Below are 21,084 nucleotides of genomic sequence, written 5' to 3' on the forward strand. Positions count from 1 at the left end.
GGTCTTTCCGCCTCGTTCGATCATGTCTTCCCTTAGCCGCGCGCCGGCGGCTTCGCAATCGGCCGCCACGCCGCAGCCTTCAGACCTCTGGCGCCTCAATCGGTGCCGTGGCGCAGCGCCAGCGCCGCTGCGGTCGGCCCCAGCACACCAAGAAACAGCGTCAGCGCGGCAAGAATGAGGAAGGGCTGCAGGAATGGATCGGGATTGGCCGTCGCGCCATAGCTCGCCGAAACGCCGAAGATCAGCACCGGTATGGTCAGCGGCAGCACCAGCACCGAGATCAAGAGGCCGCCACGCGGCAGCGCCACCGCCACCGCGGCGCCCACGGCACCGATGAAGGTGATTGCCGGCGTGCCGACCAGCAGCGTCAGCGCCGTGGCGCCTATGGCCAACGGTTCCATGTTCATGAACAGGCCGAGCAGGGGGGCCGCGGCCACCAGCGGCAGGACGCTGCCCGCCCAATGCGCGACGCACTTCACCAGCACCGTCAGCGCCAGCATATGCCGGTCGTTGCCGAGCACCAGGAGATCGAGCGAACCGTCCTCGCGGTCGGCCTGGAACAGCCGGTCGAGGCCGAGCAGGCAGGCAAGCAGCGCGCCGATCCACAGGATCGCCGGACCGATGCGGGCCAACAGCTTGAGATCCGGCCCAACGCCGAAAGGGATGGTGGCGATGACGGCGAGGAAGAAGATGACGCCCGTCAGCGCGCCGCCGCCGGCGCGGATCGAGAGGCGGATGTCGCGCAGGAAGAGGGACCACATTACGATGTGGTCCCCTGTTGAAGAAGGGGAGCGCCGTAGGGTGCAGTCATCAAAAGGCCTCCCCCATCGCCAACTCTTTCGCCCCTTCCAATCCCAGCGGCAGATGCGTGGCCGCCACGATCATCCCGCCTTCCTCGCAATGCCTGCGCATCAGCCCTGCAAACCGCGCTTCCGAAGCCTTGTCCAGCCCTGCCGTCGGCTCATCGAGCAGCCACAGCGGCCGATGGCTGACCAAGAGTTTCGCGATCGCCGCGCGGCGTCTTTGCCCGGTCGAGAGATAGCCGAACGGCAAATGGCCGATGCCGCCGAGCCCGACCGTTTCCAGCGCCTCGTCCACATCGAGCCGGCCTTCGCCATGGAACTCCCGCCAGAAGCGCAAATTCTCGGTCACGCTCAGCGCCGTCTTCATCGCGTTCTGGTGGCCGAGATAGTGGCAGGCCGAGCCGATCGAAGGGAACTCGTCGCCGCCGCCTTCGAGCAGCAGCCGGCCCTCGGTTTTCGGCAGCAGGCCGGCGACCACCCTGAGCAAGGTCGATTTGCCCGAACCGTTCGGCCCGGTGACGACCAGGGCCCGGCCCTGATCGAGGACAAAGCCGATGCCGGAGAAAACCGGCTCGCCGCCGCGTTCGCCGCCCAGATTTTCGGCGATAAGCCGCATCCCTCGCCTGCCCTGAAATCAATGTTTCGCGAGCGCTGCCGCATCGCACAAATTTGCTCAGCAACTGTCTAGAACTATTCCAGAAAATTCTCTATATGCGGGGCATCCGTGCCAGCGGTCGGCGCGGGAACAGAATTAGCGCCGAACCAGCGCACGCGCCGCCTTGAACGGCTCGGGTTGCTTGGGAACGGACAGCGGAAATGGCCGTACCCGCACCTTTGCGCGTGATTGCATGCCATCGGCGTCCGTTCCCTTTCAGGCTGAACAGACAAGGACGGATCGCACGTGTCAAAATCCCTCGACAGTTTCAATTGCCGCCGCACGCTGAAAGCGGGCGACGCCGAGTATGTCTATTTCGACCTCGTCGAGGCTGAGAAGAACGGCCTCACCGGCATTGCCCAGCTGCCCTATTCGATGAAGGTGCTGCTGGAAAACCTGCTGCGCAACGAGGACGGCCGCTCCGTCACCAAGGAGAGCATCCAGGCGGTGGCAGGCTGGCTGACCGACAAGGGCACCGCCGGCGTCGAGATCGCCTATCGCCCGGCCCGCGTGCTGATGCAGGATTTCACCGGCGTCCCGGCCGTGGTCGACCTCGCCGCCATGCGCGACGCCATGGCCTCGCTTGGCGGCGATCCGCAGAAGATCAACCCGCTGGTGCCGGTCGACCTCGTCATCGACCATTCCGTCATCGTCGACGAGTTCGGCACGCCGATGGCCTTCGCCCGCAATGTCGAGCTCGAATATGAGCGCAACGAAGAGCGCTACAAGTTCCTGAAATGGGGCCAGCAGGCGTTCCGCAACTTCCGCGTCGTGCCGCCCGGCACCGGCATCTGCCACCAGGTCAATCTCGAATATCTCGGCCAGGTGGTGTGGACCAACACCGAGGACGGCGAAACCACCGCCTATCCCGACACCTGCGTCGGCACCGATTCGCACACCACCATGATCAACGGCCTTGGCGTGCTCGGCTGGGGCGTCGGCGGCATCGAGGCCGAGGCGGCCATGCTCGGCCAGCCGGTCTCCATGCTGCTGCCGGAAGTCATCGGCTTCCGCCTCACCGGCAAGCTCAAGGAGGGCGTCACCGCCACCGACCTCGTGCTGACCGTCACCCAGATGCTGCGCAAGAAGGGCGTGGTCGGCAAGTTCGTCGAGTTCTTCGGCCCCGGCCTGTCCAACATGACGCTGGCCGACCGCGCCACCATCGGCAACATGGCGCCCGAATACGGCGCCACCTGCGGTTTCTTCCCGGTCGATTCCGAAACCATCCGCTATCTCACAATGTCGGGCCGCAGCGAGGACCGCATCGCACTGGTCGAGGCCTATTCCAAGGCGCAAGGCATGTGGCGCGAGGCCGGCTCCGCCGACCCGGTCTTCACCGACCTGCTCGAACTGGAGCTGGACAGCGTCGTGCCGTCGATGGCCGGCCCCAAGCGCCCCGAGGGCCGTGTCGCGCTGGAAGGCATTCCCGCCGGCTTCGCCAAGGCGATGGACACCGAATACAAGAAGGCGGCGGAAATCTCCAAACGCTATGCCGTCGAAGGCACCGACCATGACCTTGGCCATGGCGACGTCGTCATCGCCGCCATCACCTCCTGCACCAACACCTCGAACCCATCAGTGCTGATCGGCGCGGGCTTGCTTGCCCGCAACGCCAACCGCCTTGGCCTGAAGCAGAAGCCGTGGGTAAAGACCTCGCTGGCCCCCGGCAGCCAGGTGGTGGCGGAATATCTGGAAAAGTCGGGCCTGCAGAAGGAGCTCGACCAGATCGGCTTCAACCTGGTCGGCTTCGGCTGCACCACCTGCATCGGCAATTCCGGCCCGCTGCCGGCGCCGATCTCAAAAACCATCAACGACAAGGGCCTGATTGCCGCCGCGGTGCTCTCCGGCAACCGCAACTTCGAAGGCCGCGTCTCGCCCGACGTGCAGGCGAACTACCTGGCGTCGCCGCCGCTGGTCGTGGCGCATGCGCTGGCCGGCACCGTGACCAAGGACCTGACCACGGAGCCGCTCGGCGACGACAGGAACGGCAATCCGGTCTATCTCAAGGATATCTGGCCGAGCTCGGCCGAGATCCAGGAGTTCATCGAGAAGAACGTCACCCGCGAGCTGTTCGCCCGCAAATATGCCGACGTCTTCAAGGGCGACGAGTACTGGCAGAACGTCAAGGCGCCGGAAGGCCAGACCTATGCCTGGGACAACAATTCGACCTATGTGCAGAACCCGCCCTACTTCGCCGGCATGACCACGGGTTTCGGCAAGATCGGCGACATCAAGGGCGCCCGGGTGCTCGGCCTGTTCGGCGACAAGATCACCACCGACCACATCTCGCCGGCGGGTTCGATCAAGGCCGCCTCGCCGGCCGGCAAATACCTCACCGACCATGGCGTCGGCGTCGCCGACTTCAACCAGTACGGCACGCGGCGCGGCAACCATGAGGTGATGATGCGCGGCACCTTCGCCAACATCCGCATCCGCAACCACATGCTGGGCGAGAACGGCCGCGAGGGCGGCTACACCATCCACTATCCCAGCAAGGAAGAGGAATCGATCTACGACGCGGCGATGCAGTACAAGAAGGAAGGCGTGCCGCTGGTCATTTTCGCCGGCGTCGAATACGGCAACGGCTCGTCGCGCGACTGGGCGGCAAAGGGGACCAACCTGCTCGGTGTCCGTGCCGTCATCGCCCAGTCCTTCGAGCGCATCCATCGTTCGAACCTGGTCGGCATGGGCGTCATCCCCTTCGTCTTCGAGGAAGGCACCTCATGGGCTTCCCTCAACCTCAAGGGCGACGAGCTGGTCGAGATCGACGGATTGAGCGCCATCAAGCCGCGCCAGACGATGACCGCCAAGATCACCTATGGCGACGGCACGGTGAAGAACGTGCCGATCATCTGCCGCATCGATACGCTGGATGAGCTCGACTACTTCAAGAACGGCGGCATCTTGCAGTACGTGCTGCGCGATCTGGCGGCCTAGAAAACAGTGAGTAGTGAGTGGGATGCAGGGGACGCCCCGACTCACTACTCCCCTGCCGCGGCACAGCAGACCAGCATACCGCACAGTCCTGCCGCGATGAAGGCAAGGTCGTCAAAGCATTGACCGGCCCAGACCAAAGTCCAGGGCCGGTGCGTTCGCAATAGAGATCGATGTCGGTGAGGAGAACCTGCCGCATGGCGATGATGCCGCCGCTCAATCGAACCACGCCTTGAAATGCAGCGGCTGCTCCTATTGCGGCCTTACCTCACGATTGCAGCGGTAAAATTTCACCGCAACGTGACTTCCCGTTGACTTCCCGTTCTGCCACATATTTCGGCAAAGCAGAACAAAGCCGGCATCACCGGCGGGAATTGGAATGGTCATGGCCTCGCGACGATCATTGTGGCTGGCAGCCTTCGCGCTGGCCTTCTCGGCTTTTGCCGGCGCTGGGCATGCCAGCGAGCCCGAAAGGGCCCAGGCCGAAAAATCCGACAGGCCGCTCGGCGTGGTCGAACTGTTCACCAGCCAGGGCTGCAGTTCCTGTCCGCCGGCGGACGCGTTCTTCGCCGAACTCGCCACAAGGCAAGATATTGTCGCGCTCGCCTATCACGTCGATTACTGGGACTATCTCGGCTGGAAGGACACGCTGAGCCACAAGGAAAACACCGAGCGGCAATATGACTATATGCGCTACTTCAGCAGCCGTTCCGTCTATACGCCGCAGGCCGTCCTGAACGGCCGCATGCATGTCAACGGCGCCAATCGCGGTGAGGTCGACGGCGCGCTTGCCCGCATGGCTCGTGCCGGCGAAGGCATGCGTGTGCCCATCAAGGTCAGCCGCACCGGCGACCGTGTGATCATCGACGCGGGTGACGCCGGCACCGGCCCGAACGACGCCCATGTCGTCATCGTCTATTTCGACGCGCCGCAGACGGTCAAGATCGGCCAGGGCGAGAACTCCGGCCGCAAGATGACCTATTGGAACGCGGTCACCGGGATCCAGACCGCCGGCATGTGGCATGGCAAGGCGCAGCGCTACGAATTTCCGCTGAGCGAGATCACCAAGAAAGGCGGCTGCGCCGTGCTTTTGCAGTCGGTCGGCAAGGATGGCCTGCCAGGCCCCATCCTGGGTGCGGCTTTCATCCACAGACCCGGATCCGAGACCTCCCTCGATCGTAAGCTGTAACAACGTCACGGGTTCGGCGCAATTCCAGACGGAAACCGCACATTTCCTGCTCGAATGCTTTCAGTGTCCGGTCAGGCGATCGGCGAAGGCCGCAAGGCGTGAGGTCCGGTCCAGGCCGTTTGCTTCACGCCGGTCGGCGATGCGATAGAGCTGGTACATTGTGTGCACGCCGAGCCAGCGCAGTGGTTCCGGTTCCCATTTCTTGACCGTACGGTTGACCCAGGGCAGCCGGGTCAACTCGGTGTCGTGGCCGAGCACGAGGTCGCGCAAGGTGCGGCCTGACAGGTTGGAACTGGAAACCCCGAGCCCGACATAGCCGCCGGCCCAGCCGATGCCGCTTTCCCGGTCGAAGCCTGAAGTGGTGCACCAGTCGCGCGGCACCCCAAGCGTCCCGCACCAGGCATGGTCGAGACGCACGCCCTTGGTCTGCGGCAACAGTCTGGTCAGCACCTCGTGCAACTGGTCGATGGTCGCCTGCTGGGTCCGGCCGCGCACATCGGTGCGCGAACCGAAGCGGTAGGGCACGCCACGGCCGCCCATGGCGATGCGGCCTTCGCGCGTGCGCTGCGCGTAGCAATAGGTGTGAGCGGCATCGCCCAACACCTCGTAACCGTTCCAGCCGATCTGGTCCCACAGTTCTTGCGGCAGCTTCTCGGTCACCACGATGGCGCTGTTCAGCGGCAGCCAGAGACGCTCGTAGCCGGGAATGCCAGCCGTGAAGCCTTCGGTGGCGCGGATGATCTTCCCTGCCCGCACGATGCCTCTGCTGGTGGTGACCTTGCCCTTCTCGATCGCCAGCACCTGCGTCTGCTCGTAGATCGGCACGCCAAGCCGCTCGACAGCCGCCGCCAGGCCTTGCACCAGCTTCGCCGGCTGGACACGCGCGACTTTGCGCACGACGAAGGCGCCCAGCACCTTGTCGATGGCGATGCGCTGGCGCGCCTCCCGCGCGTCGAGGAAGGCCAGCCGCTCCGGCGGCATCTCCCAGCGCAGCAGCTCCTCGTATTCGGCCTTGGCGCGCTGCAATTGTGCCGCGTTGGTGGCGACGGTGATGTTGTCGACGCGGCGGATATCGGCGTCGATGCCTTCGGCTTCCGTCACCGCGATCACCTCATCGACCGTGCCGAACATGGCGCGCTGCATGTCGATCACCGCGCCGCGCGAGGAGGTCTTTGCGTATTTCTCGCGCGACCAGCTGAAGCCGCCCGACAGCCAGCCGCCATTGCGGCCCGACGCGCCGAAGCCCGCGAACTCCTTCTCGACCATGGCGATGCGCAGCGCAGGTTGCGCCTTCTTCAAATAATAGGCGGTCCACAGGCCGGTGTAGCCGGCGCCGACGATGCACACATCTGCCTCGATGTCGCCGGGCAAGGACGGCCGATAGGCCGGCACGCCGCCGATATCGGCATACCAGAACGACACGTCGCCATTGTGCTTGGCTTGCATTTTTTGAAATCCGTTCCGAAATCAGGTGAGCGTCAGGTCAGCCTTGTCGTCGTCGGCGAGCAGCTTCACGTCGGCGCCGGCGAACAGCACCTCGACCTCGTCTCCGATGGCGAAACTGTCTGCTTCCAGCGTCGAGCGCACGATGGCTTTCGAGCCGTCGGCCAGGTCGACCTCGTATTTTGAGCCGGAGCCGAGATAGATGGCTTCGCCAATACGGCCCGTGAGCCGGTTGCGGCCGTCGCCGCCCACACCAGGGCGGGCGAGCGCCAGCTTTTCGGGGCGCAGCAGCATGACCGGCGTGCCGCCATTGGCGAGACGCTTGGCCGTCGTCACCATCTGGCCTGATATCTCGATCGCCGTCTCCTGGCCAGAGGTGGCGGCGGCCCCGCGCAGCACGGTGGAATCGCCGATGAACTTGCCGACGAACAGCGTCGCCGGCTCGTCATACAGCTCGCGCCCGGTACCGATCTGTTCGATCCGGCCCCGGTTGAACACGGCGATGCGATCCGACAGCACCAGCGCCTCTTCCTGGTCGTGCGTCACATAGACGAAGGTGGTGCCGAGTTCGCGGTGGATGCGCTTGATCTCGAGCTGCAGCCATTCGCGCAGTTTCTTGTCGAGCGCGCCGAGCGGCTCGTCCATCAACAGCAGCGGCGGATCGAAGACGATGGCGCGGGCCAGCGCCACGCGCTGCTGCTGGCCGCCCGAAAGCTCGCTGGGGAAGCGATGGCCGAAATCCGCCATCTTGACCATGTCGAGCGCCTGGCGCACCCGGCGTTCGCGCTCGGCTCCCGCCACGCCGCGCAAGGCGAGCGGATAGGCGACGTTGCGGCTCACCGTCATATGGGGAAACAGCGCGTAATGCTGGAAGACGACGCCGATGTTGCGCTTGTGCGCCGGCACGCCGACGACGCTCTTGCCGCCCACTTCCAGCGCGCCGGAACTGGCCTCGGTGAAGCCGGCGACGACGTTGAGCGTCGTCGTCTTGCCGGAGCCGCTTGGTCCGAGCAGCGTCATGAACTCGCCGGCCTCGATGTGCAGCGACACGCCGTCCAGCGCCTTGAAGCTGCCATAGGCCTTGCTGATCGACCTGAGATCGATCGCCGCGCCCCTGCTCTCTTGCCCCGAGGTCATTGGCGTCCTTTCCGCTCGCGGCCAAGAAGAAGCATGCCGCCGCCGATCAGGATCGTGGTGGCAAACAACAGGATCGTGCCGACGGCCGCGACCGTCGGGTCGGCATCGCGCGTGATGGAAGCGAAGATCTGCACCGGCAATGTCTTGAGGTAGGGATTGGTGATGAACAGGGACACGACGATCTCATCGAAGGAGGTGGCGAAGGCGAACAGCAGGCCCGACAGCACGCCGGGTGCGATCAGCGGCAGCGTCACCGTGCGGAAGGTGGTGAGCGCGCTGGCGCCGAGGCTCGCCGCGGCTGTCTCGAGCCGCCTGTCGAACACTTCGAGATTGGCCGAGACGGCAATCAGCACGAAAGGCAGCGCAAGGATGGTGTGGGCGAGCACGAAGCCGAGCAGCGTGCCGACAAGCCGCGTATCGAGATAGACCGCGTAGATGCCGATGGCCAGCACCACGCCCGGCACCACCATCGGCGTCAACATCAGCATGCGCAGCAGGTTTGCCGGCCGCGCCTTCATGCGGTCGAGGCCGAAGGCGGCAAGCGTGCCGAGCACGGTTGCCAGCACGGCAACGATCGAGGCGACCTTCAGCGAATTGAGGAAGCTGCTCGACCAGTCCGGGCTGGTGGCGAAATTCTGGTACCATTGCCAGGAAAAGCCCTGCGGCGGAAACGCCAGCGACTTGTTCTCGTTGAACGACATCGGCACCACGACCAGCGTCGGGGCCACCAGCCATATGGCCACCAGCAGGCAGACAAGGCCGAGGATGACGCGGGTGAGCGGCTTCATCTCCATCAGCGCCGCTCCGCTTCCCGGTACCGGGACCGCATGACGGGCGCGGCGAGCGCCAGCAGCACGAAGGTCGTGACCAGCAGCACCACGCCCATGGCGCCGCCACGGCCCCATTGCAGCAGGCTGAGCACCTGTGTCTGCACCAGGGTGGACAGCATGGTCGAACGCGGACCGCCGAGCAAAGCCGGCGTGATGTAGAAGCCGAGCGCCAGGATGAAGACGATGATCGCGCCGGCATAGACGCCCGGCAGCGACAGCGGCAGGTAGATGGTGAAGAAGGCGCGGGACGGCCGCGCGCCAAGGCTTTGCGCCGCGCGCATCAGCCTGAGATCGATGCCTTTCATGACCGAATAGAGCGGCAGGATCATGAACGGCAAAAGCACCTGCGCCATGCCGATGACCACGCCCGTCTGGGTGCGGATCAGCCTGACGCCGCCGAGCCCGAGCGACCGCAGGACCGAGTTGATGACGCCTGAATCCTGGAGCAGGATAACCCAGGACAAGGTGCGCACCACGCCGCTCACCCAAAACGGGATCAGCACACACAAGAGCAGCACCAGCCGAACGCGGGGCCCGACCGCGGTCATCAGATAGGCGTAGGGATAAGCGCAAACCACGCACACCAGCGTCACCCACGCCGAAATGACGAAGGTCCGCTGGAGCACAACAAGGTTGATCGGCGCACTGAAGAACCAGACATAGTTCTGCGCTCCCCACTCCGGTTCCGACAGGCTGCGCAGCACGATGGTCAGCAGCGGATAGCCGATCACCGCGAAAAGCAGGACCAGGGCCGGCAACGCGAGCGCGAACGGCCGCCATGCCCTGCGCCTTTCGGCGGCCGGAATGATTGGCTCGGACGCGCTCACGGCCCTTGCTTCCCGTCAGCCGGTCAGTTGCCGGCCATCAGCGCCGACCACTTCTCCTGCGCCACCGCAAAGTTCGGGACCCAGAACTTGAAGTTCTGCTTGTAGCCCTGCTTCTGGCGTTCAGGCGTATTGGTCAGGTAGGCGGCGACGGAAGCGTCGACCTTGGGCTGCGCGTCGTTGTTGATCGGCGTGTAGGAGGTCTTCTCCGCCAATATCTCCTGGGCATGCTTGCCGAGATAGGCATTGAGCAGCGCGTAGGACGCATCCGTATCCTTGACGCCGACCGGAATCGTCATCTGGTCCATCACCACCAGCCAATCCTGCCAGGCGGGCGCGTACTTGGCGCCGTTCTTGACCGCCGTCATGGCGCGGCCCGTCCACATCATCAGCATGTCGGCCTCGCCGGATTCGGCGAGCTGCTGCGATTCGGCACCCGTCTTCCAGAAGATCGTGTCGGGGCCGAGCTTGCGGACCACATCGATGGCCTTGTCGATATCGGCCACCGTCATCGCCTTCGGATCGCCGCCGGCAACCTTGAAAGCCTGTTCCAGCAGGCCGCCGGTCGGGCTGCCGGAGCCGTCGATGCCACGCACGCCGGGGAATTTTTGGGTATCGAAGAAGTCGGCCCAGCTCTTGGGCGGATTATCCCCGTACTTTTCCTTGTTGTACATCAGCACGACACCGTAGTTCATCGCCGGCACCGAGCATTCGCCGACCTGGCCTTCCGGGATTTTCGAGACGTCGAGCTTCGTCAGATCGAGCTTCTGGAACAGCTTGCCGCAATAGACATAGGGCGGCAGGTCGTCGGTATCGACGACGTCCCAGGTCACATTGCCGGACTCGACCTGCGCCTGCAGTTTGGCGATCTCCGTCGGGCCGTCGTTGAGCAGCTTGACGCCGGACTTGTCGACGAACTCCTTGAGTGCCGCCGCCTGGCCGTCCTGATAGATGCCGCCATAGGAAACGAGGGTCAGCGTCTTGCCCTTCAGCGAGCCTTCGGCGACCTCTCCCGCCACCGGCTTGGATTGCGCGAGCGCGGCGGTGGCCGCCATAAGCACGGCGACGGCCGCCGCATGTCCAAATTTCAGTTTCATGATCATCTCTCCCATTTGCAGAACTCGCATTGTTTTCATTCACCCGGATGCGAGCGGTTTCCGGGCCTGTATCGATCGAGTTCGAGCGCGCCGGCGGTCGGCGGCGCGATGATCCAGAGCACCTCGGCCGGCGTGTCGCCGACATTGACGGTCCGGTGCGGCACCGAGGTTGCGTATTCGACGCTGTCGCCCTCGCGCATCAGATGGCGCTCGTCGGCAAGCGTCAGTTCGACGGTGCCTTTGAGCACCATGAACATTTCGTGCTCGCCGCCATGCACATAGGTCTCGTCGCCGGTCGAGCCGCCAACCTCGAAATGGCCGGCATAGACTTCGAATTGATGGATCGGCCGCCGCGACAGGAGCATCTTGCGGCCTTGGAGGCCAACCGGAACGACCGGCCGCTCCTCGCGCCTCAGCACCTTGTGCAGGGGACGCGCATTGTCCTCGAACAGATCGTTGATGCCGAGGTCGAGAGCGGCGGCGATCTTGAGCAGCGTGCCGGTGTTGGCGCCGCACAGATTGCGCTCGAGCTGGCTGATGAAGCTCGCCGTGGTGCCCGTCATGTCGGCAAGCTGGCGCAGCGAGACGCGCCGCGCCATGCGCAATGCCTTGATACGAGGGCCGACGCCGCCGGCCTCCGGCACGGCCGCGCCGCCATTCAACTGTTTTACTGGGGAGCCCGATGCGTGTGGCATTGTCGTCTCCGTTCTCACTTAACACCCTATTAAGTGGAACGGAAAATGGCAAGCACGGTCGGCAGAATTGAATGGCCACGCGGGATTGGCCGCTTTCGGCCCTACGCCGATGCCGTCGGCGCGCAGTCCCGGGTGCAAGGCCCAAAAACGAAAAAACCGACGTCAGCTTGCTTCTGACGTCGGTCATTTAGGTTTTGGGATCGTCGCACCTGGCTTTTCCGAGGAAAAGGCCGAGGTTGGTTCGATCCGACGCAGACCCGTGGGCGGGGGGCTTGGGGTTTACGAGCCGGTGCCGGACCGAACCGTCTCAGGCAACGCCGGTAAATTCGTCGGACATTGGGGCAGGAGCGCGGATAAAAAAAGGCGGAAATGTGGCGAAGCATCACCAATTCCAACACGCGTTTCACAAACGTGACTGGACGCAACGGAAACGGCGCGCCGCTGCCTTCGCTTCTCCGGCTCTTGCAATTGCGATGCGAAGGGGCCAACTTTGGTTGGCAAAGATTCATTTTGAAGGATCGAGGCAGGTATGATCGATGACGGCGGCGGGATGGGGGATGGAGACGCATCCGCAATATTGATCCCGCTGCACGAGGCGCGCAGCGCACGCCTCGACCAGCCGGTCCGCTTCGACCGGCGCGAACTGGACCAGATCCTCAGGCTTTACGGACGCATGGTCGCGGCCAATGAATGGCGCGACTACGCCATCGATCACCTCACCGACCGGGCTGTCTTTTCCGTCTTCCGCCGTGCCAGCGAAGTGCCGCTGTTCCAGATCGTCAAGGATCCGAAACTGGCGCGCAAGCAAGGCGCCTTCGCCGTCATCGCGGCGGGCGGGCGCATCCTCAAACGCGGCCAGGAGCTTGGCCGCGTGCTCGGCGTCTTCGACAGCAAGCTGAAGCTGGTATAGGGGTAAATGCGAACTGAAGAATTGAGGAACGAAGGACAAGGGGCGCTTACGTCAGGCGCCGCGTGTCAAATTCCTCAATTCTTCAGTTCCCCCTGCCGGAACTTCCGCTCCGGCAGCGAATCCGGATCAGGTGGCAGCGATGCCCCGCCGTTGAGCGACAGCTGCATGAATACCGTGTCCAACCAGCGCCCGTGCTTGTAGCCGGAGCCTTCGAGGCGGCCGGAATGACGGAAGCCGAGCTTCTCGTGCAACCTGACCGAGGCGCTGTCGGCGCGGCCATCGCCGATCACCGCGACGATCTGGCGAAAGCCCGCCGCCTCGACCGCCGCGACCAGGCTTTGCATCAGCTTCAGGCCGACACCCTGGCCCTTGGCGTCAGGCGCGACATAGACCGAATCCTCGACGATGAAGCGATAGGCCGGGCGCGGCCGGAAGGCGCCGGCATAGGCATAGCCAAGCACGGCGCCTGCCTTTTCCGCCACCAGATAGGGAAAGCCGCCGGCCGCGAGTGCGGCGAATCGCGTCCCCATCTCGGTGCGACTGGGCGGCTCCAGTTCATAGCTCGCCGTGCCGTTGGCAACCGCGTCGGCGTAGATTTCGGTTATGGCGTCGAGGTCGGCCGGGGTCGCCGGCCTGATCGCGATGTTGCTCATTCTTTATGCAAGCCTCTTTTGTGCTTTCCATAACAGCAGAGGCCCGCTTAAAAGAAAAGGGCGGCCGTTGGGCCGCCCTTCCAGGAGTCGATGGTCCAATACCGCTTAGCGGCGGTCGCCCATGAACTGGAGCAGGAACATGAAGAGGTTGATGAAATCGAGGTAGAGCGACAGCGCGCCCATGATGGCCTTGCGGCCCGCGACATCGGAAGCGTCGCCCTCGAAATACATCTCCTTGATCTTCTGCGTGTCGTAGGCGGTGAGGCCGGCGAAGACCAGCACGCCGATCGCCGAGACGGCGAAGGTCAGTGCCGACGACTGCAGGAAGATGTTGATCACTGACGCGATGATGATGCCGAACACGCCCATGATCAGGAACGAGCCCATCGCCGACAGGTCGCGCTTGGTGGTGTAGCCGAACAGCGACAGCGCGCCGAAGGCCGCGGCGGTGGCGAAGAAGGTCTGCGAGATGCTTGCCGTGGTGTAGACCAGGAAGATCGACGACAGCGACAGGCCGACCAGACCGGCATAGACCCAGAAGGTGGTCTGCGCGGCGGCGACGCTCATCGACTGGATCCTGAACGACAGGAAGAACACGGCGGCCAGCGGCGCCAGCATGACAACCCAGCGCAGCGGCGAACCGAAGATCGCGTAGCCGAACGAGGTCAGCATCTCGCCGCTCGGCAGCGTCGCGACGGCCGAAGCCGGATCGGTGGTGGTGGCCAGCATGATCGTGCCGACGGCGGCAAGGCCGGTGATGAGCAGGCCAAGCCCCATCAGATTGTAGACCTTGATCATGTAGGCGCGCAGACCCTGGTCGATGTCGGCGCGGACGCCGGGCACCGCCGACGTCTGATAGTTGCGAATGGGATCAGCCATTGGAAATCCTCGTTGCTTCTGCCCCGTCCGGTGTCGGGCCTCTTGCGGACCCAGGCGCCGCTGGGGGGCTCCAGCATGCCTGCGCGGAATATGATGGTTATTCGCGTCAAGAACAAGACCGTAACCGGGTGTAACGGTTCGTGACAGGCCAAAATGCCGCTTCGCCGGCCGTTTCGGACGGCATTCTTACCAAGATTTAACCCGGGCAGGCGGCGCCCGCCGGCGAATCAGAGGTTTCGCAGCACGGGTGCCGCCTTGTGGCCGAGCACCCGCCAGGTGCCGGCAAGGCCGATGCCGACCGTGATCACCAGCGAAAAGGCAATCGTCGCCACCGCCACCTCGGGCATGAAATGCGATGGCAGCGTCATGATGCGTGCGACCACGAACCAGGCGGCGGCGCTGCCGGCGGCGAGCGCGAAGATGGCGGTGGCCAGTCCGATCAGCATGTATTCCAGAGAGAATGCCGTGATCAGCGTTCGCCGGGTGGCGCCCAACGTCTTCAGCACCACAGCGTCGTGGATGCGCGCCCGGTTGCCGGCGGCAAGCGCGCCGGCAAGCACCAGAACCGAGGCGATCAGCGCCACGCCGGCCGCCGCCCGGATCGCCGTGCCGAGCTGGCCGACCAGCCGGTTGACGATGTCGAGTGCGTCCTTGACCCGCACCGTCGTCACGGCGGGGAAGGCGCGGGTGACGGCGTTGAGGACGCGCGCGTCGTCGGCCGCCGAGGCGTTCTTTTCGGTGAGCGTGGCTATCCAGCCATGCGGGGCGCCGGCGAATGTGTTGGGCGAGAACACCATGACGAAATTGATGCCCATCGTCTCCCACTCGACCTGGCGGAAATTAGCGATGCGGGCGGTGACATTGCGGCCGAGCACATTGACGGTGATGGTGTCGCCGAGCTTCAGCCCGATTTCCTTGCCTTCCTTGTCGGAAAACGAAACCAGCGGCTCGCCGGCATAGTTGTCGGGCCACCATTTGCCCTCTGTCAGCATCGCGTTTTCCGGTTGCCTGGTGTCATAGGTCAGGCCGCGATCTCCCTTCAGCACCCAGGCGCCCTCGGCCGGCACCTTGACCTTGTCGACATCGACGCCGTTGAGAGCCATGACCCGGCCGCGCAGCATCGGCACCTTGGTCAGCGTTCCCCGCGGCACCTCCTTCGCCATCAGCGAGGAGAACGCATCGACTTCGCTGCCCTGGATGTCGACGAAGAAGAAGTTCGGCGCCCGCTCCGGCAGGCTGCCGGAGATCTGGCGCCTGAGATTCCCGTCAATCAGCGCCAGTGTCACCAAGAGCGTCAGCCCAAGCCCCAGCGACAGCACCACCGAGGGCGTCAGCGCCCCCGGCCGGTGGATGTTGCCGATGGCGAGCCTGAGCGCGACAAAGCGCACGCGCGGGCTTTTCCGGGCTGCCCATTGCACCAGTCCGCCGACGAGACGCAGCACCAGGAAAGCAAAAACGGTGGCGCCGACGAAGATCGAGGCGATGCGCTGGTCGCCCGAAAACAGGATCGCCAGCGCTGCCAGGAAAAGCGCGATGCCGAGCGCGCAAACGACATAGACGGGGCGCGGCAGGCCCCGGCCTTCCAGTCCCATCTCCCGGAACAGCGCGGTTGCCGGCACGTCACGGGCGCGACCGAGCGGCAACAGCGCGAAGGCCAGCGTCACCAGCAGGCCGAACAGGGCCGTCATGGCGAGCGCGCCGGGATAGAAGCCGCCCTGCGCCGGCACCGGAATGACCGACTGAAGCGCGGCACTCGCCGCGAACGGCATCAGCGCCCCGAGCACCAGGCCGAGCACGATGCCAAGTGCCGCGATGATCAGGATCTGCACGAGGTAGACGGCAAAGACGAAGCCGCCGGACGCCCCCAGGCTCTTGAAGGTGGCGATGACGCCGCGCTTGCCGTCGAGATAGGCGCGCACCGCATTGGCGACGCCGACGCCGCCGACCACCAGCGCGGTGAGCCCGACCAGCGTCAGGAACTGGGAGAAGCGTTCGATGTTGGAGGATAGCGCCGGTGCGGCGTTGCTGCGCGTGCGGATCGACCAGCCGGCCTGCGGAAAATCCTTGGCCGCCTGGTCCTGGATGGCCTTGAGCCGCGCCTCGTCGGCACCGGCGGGCAGCCGGACCTTGTAGGCGTTCTCGACCAGGCTGCCAGGCTGGATCAGCCCAGTGGCGGCCAGGCCCTCGGTCGAGATCATCAGCCTTGGCGCGAAGCCGAACCCATCGGAGACCGCGTCGGGCTCGGCCATCAGCCTGGCGCGCAGTTCGAACGTGGCGGTGCCGAGCTTCAGCCGGTCGCCGATCTTGAGATGCAGCCGTTCGAACAAGAGATCGGGTGCCGCGGCGCCGAAAACGCCGAACTGCCTGCCGAACAGTTCCTGCTTCGTCAGCACCGGTTCGGTTTCCAGCGCGCCATAGAGCGGATAGGCCTCGTCGACAGCCTTGGCCTCGACCAGCGCCTGGTCGGATCCGTCAGCCAGGCGCGCCATCGAGCGCATGCCGGCGGTATGCGAAACCACGCCCAGCCCGTCGAGAAAGCCAAGTTCTGCCTGGCTGGCGTCGCGCTGGTTGATCTGGAAGCGAAGATCGCCGCCGAGCAGCGTCTGGCCCTGATCGGCGACACCGGCGGTGATGGAGCGGGCCACCGAATTGACGCCGCCGATAGCCGCCACGCCGAGCGCGATGCAGGCGAGGAAGATGAGGAAGCCGGACAGGCCGCCGCGCATCTCGCGCAGCGAGAAGCGGATGGCAAGCTTCAAGGTCCGCGCCAGCGGCATCAGGCGGTGATCCTGACCGGCGGCGGCGCCTCGATCCGGCCGGAGCGCATCGAAACCTGGCGCGAGCAGCGCGCCGCGAGCGCCGGATCGTGGGTGACCAGCACCAGCGTCATGCCGCGTTCGGCGGCCTTGGCGAACAGCAGATCGGCGACCTGCCGCCCCGTCGCCTGATCGAGGTTGCCGGTCGGCTCGTCGGCGATCAGGATGCGCGGCGATGGTGCCAGCGCCCGGGCGATCGCCACGCGCTGCTGCTCGCCGCCGGAGAGTTCGCCAGGATAATGGGTGACGCGGTCGCTGAGGCCGACGGCCGCCAGTTCCCGCTCCGCCACCGAGAAGGGATCGGCGTGGCCGGCCAGTTCCAGCGGCACGGCGACATTTTCGAGCGCCGTCATATTGGGGATGAGGTGGAAGGACTGGAACACGATGCCAATGTTTCGGCCGCGAAACGAAGCGATCTGGTCCTCGCTTTTACCGTTGAGCAGTTCGCCGGCAATGCGCACCGTACCGGAATCGACCCGCTCCAGCCCGGCCAGCACCATCAGCAATGTCGACTTGCCGGACCCCGACGGGCCGACGATACCCGTCGCCTCGCCGCGCGCGACGTCGAGGCTGACGCCCTTCAATACATGAACCGACGAAGCGCCTTCGCCGAGTGTCAGGGATATGTCTTTCAGCGCGATGACGGCTTCTGTCAAAATGAAAGCGTCCTATATGGAAAGGGAGGCTCTGCCTGTCGGAAGCCATCGCCGGAAGAATTCTCTGTCATATGGGGCCTGCCGCATGTCTTTCAAACGCCGCTTTGCCGCAGGCCTGGTCGTTTTCCTCGCCATCTGCGGCGGCATCTCGTCGGCGCGCGCCGCGCCTTTCAAGATCGTCGGCTTCGGTGACAGCCTGATGGCGGGGTACGGCCTTGGCCCGGGCGAGGGCTTTACCGACAAATTGCAGGCAGCACTTCGCGCCAAGGGCCATGACGTCATCGTCGCCAATGCCGGCGTCTCCGGCGACACCTCCAGCGGCGGCCTGGCGCGGCTCGACTGGTCGGTGCCTGAGGGCACGCAGCTGGTGATCCTCGAACTCGGCGCCAACGACATGCTGCGCGGCGTCGCGCCCGACATTACGAAACGGAACCTGGACGAGATGCTAGGCAGGCTCAAAGAGCGCAAGATTGCCGTGCTGCTGGCCGGCATGCGGGCGGCGCCCAATCTCGGGGCCGACTACCAGAGCGCCTTCGACGCCATCTTTGCCGACCTGGCCGGCAAATACGATGTTCCGCTCTACCCGTTCTTCCTCGACGGCGTCGCCGGCCAGCCCGGCCTGCAGCTCGAGGACGGCCTGCATCCGAGTGCTCGCGGCGTCGACCTGATGGTCGAACGCATCCTGCCTACCGTCGAGAAGGCCATGGCGGCGGCGCCAGGCGGATCGTGACGTCGGATGGAACCGGTTCCGCCGCGGAAGCTTTAGATTGCATGTAGATTGCATCCGCGACCAACAAACCACTTGCTCCATTTGATTATCGATGATTCGCTAGGGATGACAGTTTCGATTCGAGGAAGGGAGGCTCTTCATGCCGCGTCTTTTCACCGCCCTCGAAATTCCGCGTGATGCCGCCCTTTCGCTGTCCCTGCTCCGGGGCGGCCTGCCCGGGGCCCGCTGGATCGACGTCGAAAACTACCATCTGACGTTACGCTTCATCGGCGACGTCCAGGGCCATGTCGCCGACGAGATCGCCAACGCTCTCGACCGGGTGCATCGCCCTTCCTTCTCGCTGACCTTGTCCGGTGTCGGGGCTTTCGGCCAGAAGAAGCCGCATGCGGTGTGGGCCGGCGCTTCGTCCTCGCCCGATCTGGCGGCTCTTCAGGCCGAAATCGAGCGCATCTGCCAGCGGCTCGGCATTCCCGCCGATCCGCGCAGGTTCATGCCGCATGTGACGCTGGCGCGGCTGCGCAATTCGAGCCCGCTCGACGTCGCCCAATATCTGTCGGCGCGCGGCAATTTCTCGACGCTGCCGTTCCGCATCGGCCGTTTCGTGCTGATGTCGTCGCGCGATTCGGTGGGTGGCGGCCCCTATATTGTCGAGGAGGCATGGCCGCTGTCCGGCGTCGATACGCGTGCCGCCAGCCGTGTCGCCAGCACCTCCGACGCCTCGCGGATCATGCGATAGACCTCGGCAAACGCTTGCTGGTCCTCATAGTAGGGGTCCGGTACATCGCGCGGCCTTCCCTCGGCGAATTCCAGGAACAGGTGGATACGGTCGCGCACCGCCGCCGGCGCCAGCGCCTTCAGGTCGGCGACGTTGGACCGGTCCATGCCGAAGATCAGGTCGAAGCGGTGAAAATCCTCCGGCATGATCTTGCGCGCCCGCTGCCGCGAGATGTCGATGCCGTGGTGAGACGCGATGGCGATCGAGCGCGGGTCGGGAGCGGAGCCGACCTCCCAGCCGCTGGTCGCGGCCGAATCGAGCACGATATCGCCGCCATATCCGCGCTCCGCCAGCACGGCGCCAAGAATGCCTTCGGCCAGCGGCGACCGACAGATGTTGCCGAGGCAGACGAAAAGAATGGAATTTATGGGCTTCGCGATCATGGATCCGGCGCTATGGTGACGACTTCAGCCCAATAGCACGGGAAGCGGACATGACGAGAGAGAAACTGGGCAGGGAGGCCGCCGAAGCAGCGCTCACAGGGCTTGATGGCTGGGCACTGGCGGACGACGGAGCCTCGATCGGCCGCACCTTCACCTTCGCCAATTTCTCCGAAGCCTTCGCCTTCATGACCAGGGTGGCGCTGACCGCCGAGAAGATGGACCACCATCCCGATTGGTCGAATGTCTACAAGACCGTCAGCGTTACCCTGAACACGCATGACGCCGGCGGCGTGACGGCGCTCGACATCGAATTGGCGAAGAAGATGAACCGCTATTTCGGCGGCTGAACACGGGCTGTCCAACGTCCAGGCCCGGCGCGGACCCGGCAAATCGGCGCCCGCATCTTGCAGCCGGGTTAAGCTTTCACCACATTTTGATCGGCGGACGTGCGCTGAGACGCGCATGAGGCCCGCAAGGAGAGATTGATGGCGCAAGAATCCGGTTTTGATTTCTTCGGCTTTGGCGACAAGCTGGCCGGCGAAGGCGAAGTGCGCGAAAAGTTCTGGCGCACGGCCAGGAAGGCCGCTCGGCAGATTCCGTTCATGGAAGATGTCGTCGCCGCCTATTACTGCGCCATGGACAAGAAGACGCCGCTGCGTGCCAAGGGCATATTGGTGGCCGCGCTCGGCTATTTCGTCCTGCCGGTCGATCTCATCCCCGACTTCATCTTCGGTCTCGGCTTCACCGACGACATCGCCGTGCTGACCGCCGCAATCACCGCCGTCAGCGCCCATATCACGCCCGCGCACCGGCAAGCCGCCAAGGACGCCATCGCCGATAAGAGCTGAAGTCCCGCCGGCCGAATCCCGCCGCGACGGCTCGACCGCTGGACAGGGGCGTTCAGCGGCGGGTTAGAAGTCAAACTCTTGCCGTTTTCGTGGCCTCCAAGTCGCCAAAGGGACACCGAGCCGGCCGCTGACAAGGCGGCGGCGCGGAAATGGCGGCGGTTTCCTGGGGTGAAGGTCCTTTTCTCTTGGGAAATTCACCGTTTGGTAACCCAGATTAAATCAAAATGAAGCGACGGCAGGACGCCACGCGGCCCGCCTCCGCACCATTTGGAATACGGGAAAAACGATGCGCGGATTGATTGCACTAGTTTCTAGCCTGGTCCTGGCGGCCTCGGCGGCGCCGGCGCTGGCGCAGCAGGCGACCAAGATCGGCCAGCACAATGCCTGGGGCACCTACAGCTACCAGGCTTCGGGCGGCAAGGTCTGCTACGTGCTGACCGTGCCGACCGACAAGCAGCCGCCGACGCTCGACCACGGCGACATGTTCTTCTTCGTCAGCCAGCGGCCCGGCCAGCAAGTGTCCTATGAGCCTCAGTTCATCGCCGGCTACAATTTCCAGGAAGGTTCCAAGGCCACCGTCACCATCGACAAGAAGAGCTTCTCGATGTTCACGCGCGGGAAATCGGCCTGGGTCGAGAACGCGGCGGAAGAGCCAGTGCTGATCGCCGCGATGAAGACCGGAACCGACATGAAGGTGTCGGCGAAGTCGGGCCGCGGCAATCCCACGAACTATGTCTTCTCGCTTAAGGGCATTTCGGCGGCGCTGTCCTCGATCGCCAAGTGCAAATAGGCCATCTTCGTTTTTGAACCGAAGGCCGGGCCGTAAC

General features: G+C 64.6%; 21 protein-coding genes and 1 pseudogene. 8 read left to right on the top strand and 14 right to left on the bottom strand.

Annotated elements, in window-relative coordinates; translation table 11 throughout:
• Window positions 1–95: 95 nt before the first annotated feature.
• Together ccmB and ccmA are read right to left on the bottom strand one after the other, a co-directional pair.
• Window positions 96–761: a heme exporter protein CcmB gene (gene ccmB, locus MESAU_RS04775; RefSeq protein WP_015314924.1), complete on the bottom strand. Its 666-nt coding sequence runs from the start codon at window positions 759–761 to the stop codon at window positions 96–98.
• Between the two features lie 49 nt (window positions 762–810).
• A complete protein-coding gene (gene ccmA, locus MESAU_RS04780; RefSeq protein WP_015314925.1) occupies window positions 811–1,419 on the bottom strand; it encodes a heme ABC exporter ATP-binding protein CcmA in 609 nt (202 codons plus the stop codon).
• 285 nt (window positions 1,420–1,704) lie between these two features.
• Here ccmA and acnA point away from each other — a divergent pair, with 285 nt between their 5' ends.
• Window positions 1,705–4,395, top strand: coding sequence for an aconitate hydratase AcnA (acnA, locus tag MESAU_RS04785; protein ID WP_015314926.1), 2,691 nt, complete (start codon window positions 1,705–1,707; stop codon window positions 4,393–4,395).
• Window positions 4,396–4,469: 74 nt separating this feature from the next.
• Here acnA and MESAU_RS32365 read toward each other — a convergent pair.
• Window positions 4,470–4,591 (bottom strand): annotated as a pseudogene (locus tag MESAU_RS32365) (ceramidase domain-containing protein); the annotation flags it as partial.
• 180 nt (window positions 4,592–4,771) lie between these two features.
• Between MESAU_RS32365 and MESAU_RS04790 the strand changes: the two are divergent.
• Window positions 4,772–5,581, top strand: a complete 810-nt coding sequence (locus MESAU_RS04790; RefSeq protein ID WP_015314927.1) for a DUF1223 domain-containing protein — start codon at window positions 4,772–4,774, stop codon at window positions 5,579–5,581.
• Window positions 5,582–5,641: 60 nt separating this feature from the next.
• Here the strand turns inward: MESAU_RS04790 and MESAU_RS04795 are convergent, their stop codons facing one another.
• From MESAU_RS04795 to MESAU_RS04820, 6 genes are read right to left on the bottom strand one after another with little or no spacing between them, the layout of a single operon-like run.
• On the bottom strand, window positions 5,642–7,027 hold the full coding sequence (locus tag MESAU_RS04795) for an NAD(P)/FAD-dependent oxidoreductase (RefSeq protein ID WP_015314928.1): 1,386 nt from the start codon (window positions 7,025–7,027) through the stop codon (window positions 5,642–5,644).
• 21 nt (window positions 7,028–7,048) lie between these two features.
• Window positions 7,049–8,161 carry an ABC transporter ATP-binding protein gene (locus tag MESAU_RS04800; protein ID WP_015314929.1) on the bottom strand — a complete coding sequence of 371 codons (1,113 nt, stop codon included), beginning with the start codon at window positions 8,159–8,161 and terminating at the stop codon, window positions 7,049–7,051.
• Window positions 8,158–8,955, bottom strand: coding sequence for an ABC transporter permease (locus MESAU_RS04805; RefSeq protein ID WP_015314930.1), 798 nt, complete (start codon window positions 8,953–8,955; stop codon window positions 8,158–8,160). Before MESAU_RS04805 ends, MESAU_RS04800 begins: the two co-directional genes overlap by 4 nt.
• On the bottom strand, window positions 8,955–9,818 hold the full coding sequence (locus tag MESAU_RS04810; protein ID WP_015314931.1) for an ABC transporter permease: 864 nt from the start codon (window positions 9,816–9,818) through the stop codon (window positions 8,955–8,957). The genes MESAU_RS04805 and MESAU_RS04810 overlap by 1 nt, the downstream gene beginning before the upstream one ends.
• Window positions 9,819–9,841: 23 nt before the next feature.
• Entirely contained in the window at window positions 9,842–10,912 is a 1,071-nt protein-coding gene (locus MESAU_RS04815; protein WP_015314932.1) for an extracellular solute-binding protein, read from the bottom strand.
• A 35-nt stretch (window positions 10,913–10,947) separates the two neighbouring features.
• A complete protein-coding gene (locus MESAU_RS04820) occupies window positions 10,948–11,607 on the bottom strand; it encodes a helix-turn-helix domain-containing protein (protein ID WP_015314933.1) in 660 nt (219 codons plus the stop codon).
• 529 nt (window positions 11,608–12,136) lie between these two features.
• On the opposite strand from MESAU_RS04820, the gene MESAU_RS04825 reads away from it, so the two are divergent.
• Window positions 12,137–12,517 carry a DUF2794 domain-containing protein gene (locus MESAU_RS04825; protein WP_015314934.1) on the top strand — a complete coding sequence of 127 codons (381 nt, stop codon included), beginning with the start codon at window positions 12,137–12,139 and terminating at the stop codon, window positions 12,515–12,517.
• A gap of 74 nt (window positions 12,518–12,591) precedes the next feature.
• On the opposite strand, the gene MESAU_RS04830 is transcribed toward MESAU_RS04825, so the two are convergent.
• The 4 genes from MESAU_RS04830 to MESAU_RS04845 all read right to left on the bottom strand — a co-directional run bounded on the left by MESAU_RS04830 (window position 12,592) and on the right by MESAU_RS04845 (window position 17,521).
• Window positions 12,592–13,170, bottom strand: coding sequence for a GNAT family N-acetyltransferase (locus MESAU_RS04830; RefSeq protein ID WP_015314935.1), 579 nt, complete (start codon window positions 13,168–13,170; stop codon window positions 12,592–12,594).
• A 105-nt stretch (window positions 13,171–13,275) separates the two neighbouring features.
• The gene (locus MESAU_RS04835) at window positions 13,276–14,049 is read right to left on the bottom strand and encodes a Bax inhibitor-1/YccA family protein (RefSeq protein ID WP_015314936.1); all 774 of its coding nucleotides are present in this window, start codon (window positions 14,047–14,049) and stop codon (window positions 13,276–13,278) included.
• Window positions 14,050–14,276: 227 nt separating this feature from the next.
• The gene (locus tag MESAU_RS04840; protein WP_015314937.1) at window positions 14,277–16,826 is read right to left on the bottom strand and encodes an ABC transporter permease; all 2,550 of its coding nucleotides are present in this window, start codon (window positions 16,824–16,826) and stop codon (window positions 14,277–14,279) included.
• Window positions 16,826–17,521, bottom strand: coding sequence for an ABC transporter ATP-binding protein (locus tag MESAU_RS04845; RefSeq protein WP_015314938.1), 696 nt, complete (start codon window positions 17,519–17,521; stop codon window positions 16,826–16,828). Before MESAU_RS04845 ends, MESAU_RS04840 begins: the two co-directional genes overlap by 1 nt.
• A gap of 85 nt (window positions 17,522–17,606) precedes the next feature.
• On the opposite strand from MESAU_RS04845, the gene MESAU_RS04850 reads away from it, so the two are divergent.
• Together MESAU_RS04850 and thpR are read left to right on the top strand one after the other, a co-directional pair.
• Window positions 17,607–18,251 (top strand): arylesterase, encoded by a 645-nt coding sequence (locus tag MESAU_RS04850; protein ID WP_015314939.1) that lies wholly within the window; start codon window positions 17,607–17,609, stop codon window positions 18,249–18,251.
• Window positions 18,252–18,390: 139 nt separating this feature from the next.
• Window positions 18,391–18,987: an RNA 2',3'-cyclic phosphodiesterase gene (gene thpR, locus MESAU_RS04855; RefSeq protein ID WP_015314940.1), complete on the top strand. Its 597-nt coding sequence runs from the start codon at window positions 18,391–18,393 to the stop codon at window positions 18,985–18,987.
• On the opposite strand, the gene MESAU_RS29865 is transcribed toward thpR, so the two are convergent.
• Window positions 18,891–19,409, bottom strand: coding sequence for a low molecular weight protein-tyrosine-phosphatase (locus MESAU_RS29865; protein WP_015314941.1), 519 nt, complete (start codon window positions 19,407–19,409; stop codon window positions 18,891–18,893). The two genes, thpR and MESAU_RS29865, sit on opposite strands and share 97 nt — an antisense overlap.
• 50 nt (window positions 19,410–19,459) lie before the next feature.
• Between MESAU_RS29865 and MESAU_RS04865 the strand changes: the two genes are divergently transcribed.
• The 3 genes from MESAU_RS04865 to MESAU_RS04875 all read left to right on the top strand — a co-directional run bounded on the left by MESAU_RS04865 (window position 19,460) and on the right by MESAU_RS04875 (window position 21,047).
• Window positions 19,460–19,756 (top strand): 4a-hydroxytetrahydrobiopterin dehydratase, encoded by a 297-nt coding sequence (locus MESAU_RS04865; RefSeq protein ID WP_015314942.1) that lies wholly within the window; start codon window positions 19,460–19,462, stop codon window positions 19,754–19,756.
• Window positions 19,757–19,894: 138 nt separating this feature from the next.
• Complete coding sequence (locus MESAU_RS04870) at window positions 19,895–20,257, top strand: YkvA family protein (RefSeq protein WP_015314943.1); 363 nt, start codon at window positions 19,895–19,897, stop codon at window positions 20,255–20,257.
• 286 nt (window positions 20,258–20,543) lie between these two features.
• Window positions 20,544–21,047, top strand: a complete 504-nt coding sequence (locus tag MESAU_RS04875; protein ID WP_015314944.1) for an invasion associated locus B family protein — start codon at window positions 20,544–20,546, stop codon at window positions 21,045–21,047.
• The last annotated feature ends 37 nt before the right edge of the window (window positions 21,048–21,084 follow it).

It is taken from the genome of Mesorhizobium australicum WSM2073, from assembly GCF_000230995.2.
GTDB lineage: Bacteria > Pseudomonadota > Alphaproteobacteria > Rhizobiales > Rhizobiaceae > Mesorhizobium > Mesorhizobium australicum.

What these genes read in the sequence shown, in the direction of transcription:
- ccmB (WP_015314924.1), bottom strand. Translation starts at nt 761, where the DNA reads ATGTGGTCCCTCTTCCTGCGCGACATCCGCCTCTCGATCCGCGCCGGC.
- ccmA (WP_015314925.1), bottom strand. Translation starts at nt 1,419, where the DNA reads ATGCGGCTTATCGCCGAAAATCTGGGCGGCGAACGCGGCGGCGAGCCG.
- MESAU_RS04790 (WP_015314927.1), top strand. Translation starts at nt 4,772, where the DNA reads ATGGTCATGGCCTCGCGACGATCATTGTGGCTGGCAGCCTTCGCGCTG.
- MESAU_RS04795 (WP_015314928.1), bottom strand. Translation starts at nt 7,027, where the DNA reads ATGCAAGCCAAGCACAATGGCGACGTGTCGTTCTGGTATGCCGATATC.
- MESAU_RS04800 (WP_015314929.1), bottom strand. Translation starts at nt 8,161, where the DNA reads ATGACCTCGGGGCAAGAGAGCAGGGGCGCGGCGATCGATCTCAGGTCG.
- MESAU_RS04805 (WP_015314930.1), bottom strand. Translation starts at nt 8,955, where the DNA reads ATGGAGATGAAGCCGCTCACCCGCGTCATCCTCGGCCTTGTCTGCCTG.
- MESAU_RS04815 (WP_015314932.1), bottom strand. Translation starts at nt 10,912, where the DNA reads ATGAAACTGAAATTTGGACATGCGGCGGCCGTCGCCGTGCTTATGGCG.
- MESAU_RS04820 (WP_015314933.1), bottom strand. Translation starts at nt 11,607, where the DNA reads ATGCCACACGCATCGGGCTCCCCAGTAAAACAGTTGAATGGCGGCGCG.
- MESAU_RS04825 (WP_015314934.1), top strand. Translation starts at nt 12,137, where the DNA reads ATGATCGATGACGGCGGCGGGATGGGGGATGGAGACGCATCCGCAATA.
- MESAU_RS04830 (WP_015314935.1), bottom strand. Translation starts at nt 13,170, where the DNA reads ATGAGCAACATCGCGATCAGGCCGGCGACCCCGGCCGACCTCGACGCC.
- MESAU_RS04835 (WP_015314936.1), bottom strand. Translation starts at nt 14,049, where the DNA reads ATGGCTGATCCCATTCGCAACTATCAGACGTCGGCGGTGCCCGGCGTC.
- MESAU_RS04840 (WP_015314937.1), bottom strand. Translation starts at nt 16,826, where the DNA reads ATGCCGCTGGCGCGGACCTTGAAGCTTGCCATCCGCTTCTCGCTGCGC.
- MESAU_RS04850 (WP_015314939.1), top strand. Translation starts at nt 17,607, where the DNA reads ATGTCTTTCAAACGCCGCTTTGCCGCAGGCCTGGTCGTTTTCCTCGCC.
- thpR (WP_015314940.1), top strand. Translation starts at nt 18,391, where the DNA reads ATGCCGCGTCTTTTCACCGCCCTCGAAATTCCGCGTGATGCCGCCCTT.
- MESAU_RS29865 (WP_015314941.1), bottom strand. Translation starts at nt 19,409, where the DNA reads ATGATCGCGAAGCCCATAAATTCCATTCTTTTCGTCTGCCTCGGCAAC.
- MESAU_RS04865 (WP_015314942.1), top strand. Translation starts at nt 19,460, where the DNA reads ATGACGAGAGAGAAACTGGGCAGGGAGGCCGCCGAAGCAGCGCTCACA.
- MESAU_RS04870 (WP_015314943.1), top strand. Translation starts at nt 19,895, where the DNA reads ATGGCGCAAGAATCCGGTTTTGATTTCTTCGGCTTTGGCGACAAGCTG.
- MESAU_RS04875 (WP_015314944.1), top strand. Translation starts at nt 20,544, where the DNA reads ATGCGCGGATTGATTGCACTAGTTTCTAGCCTGGTCCTGGCGGCCTCG.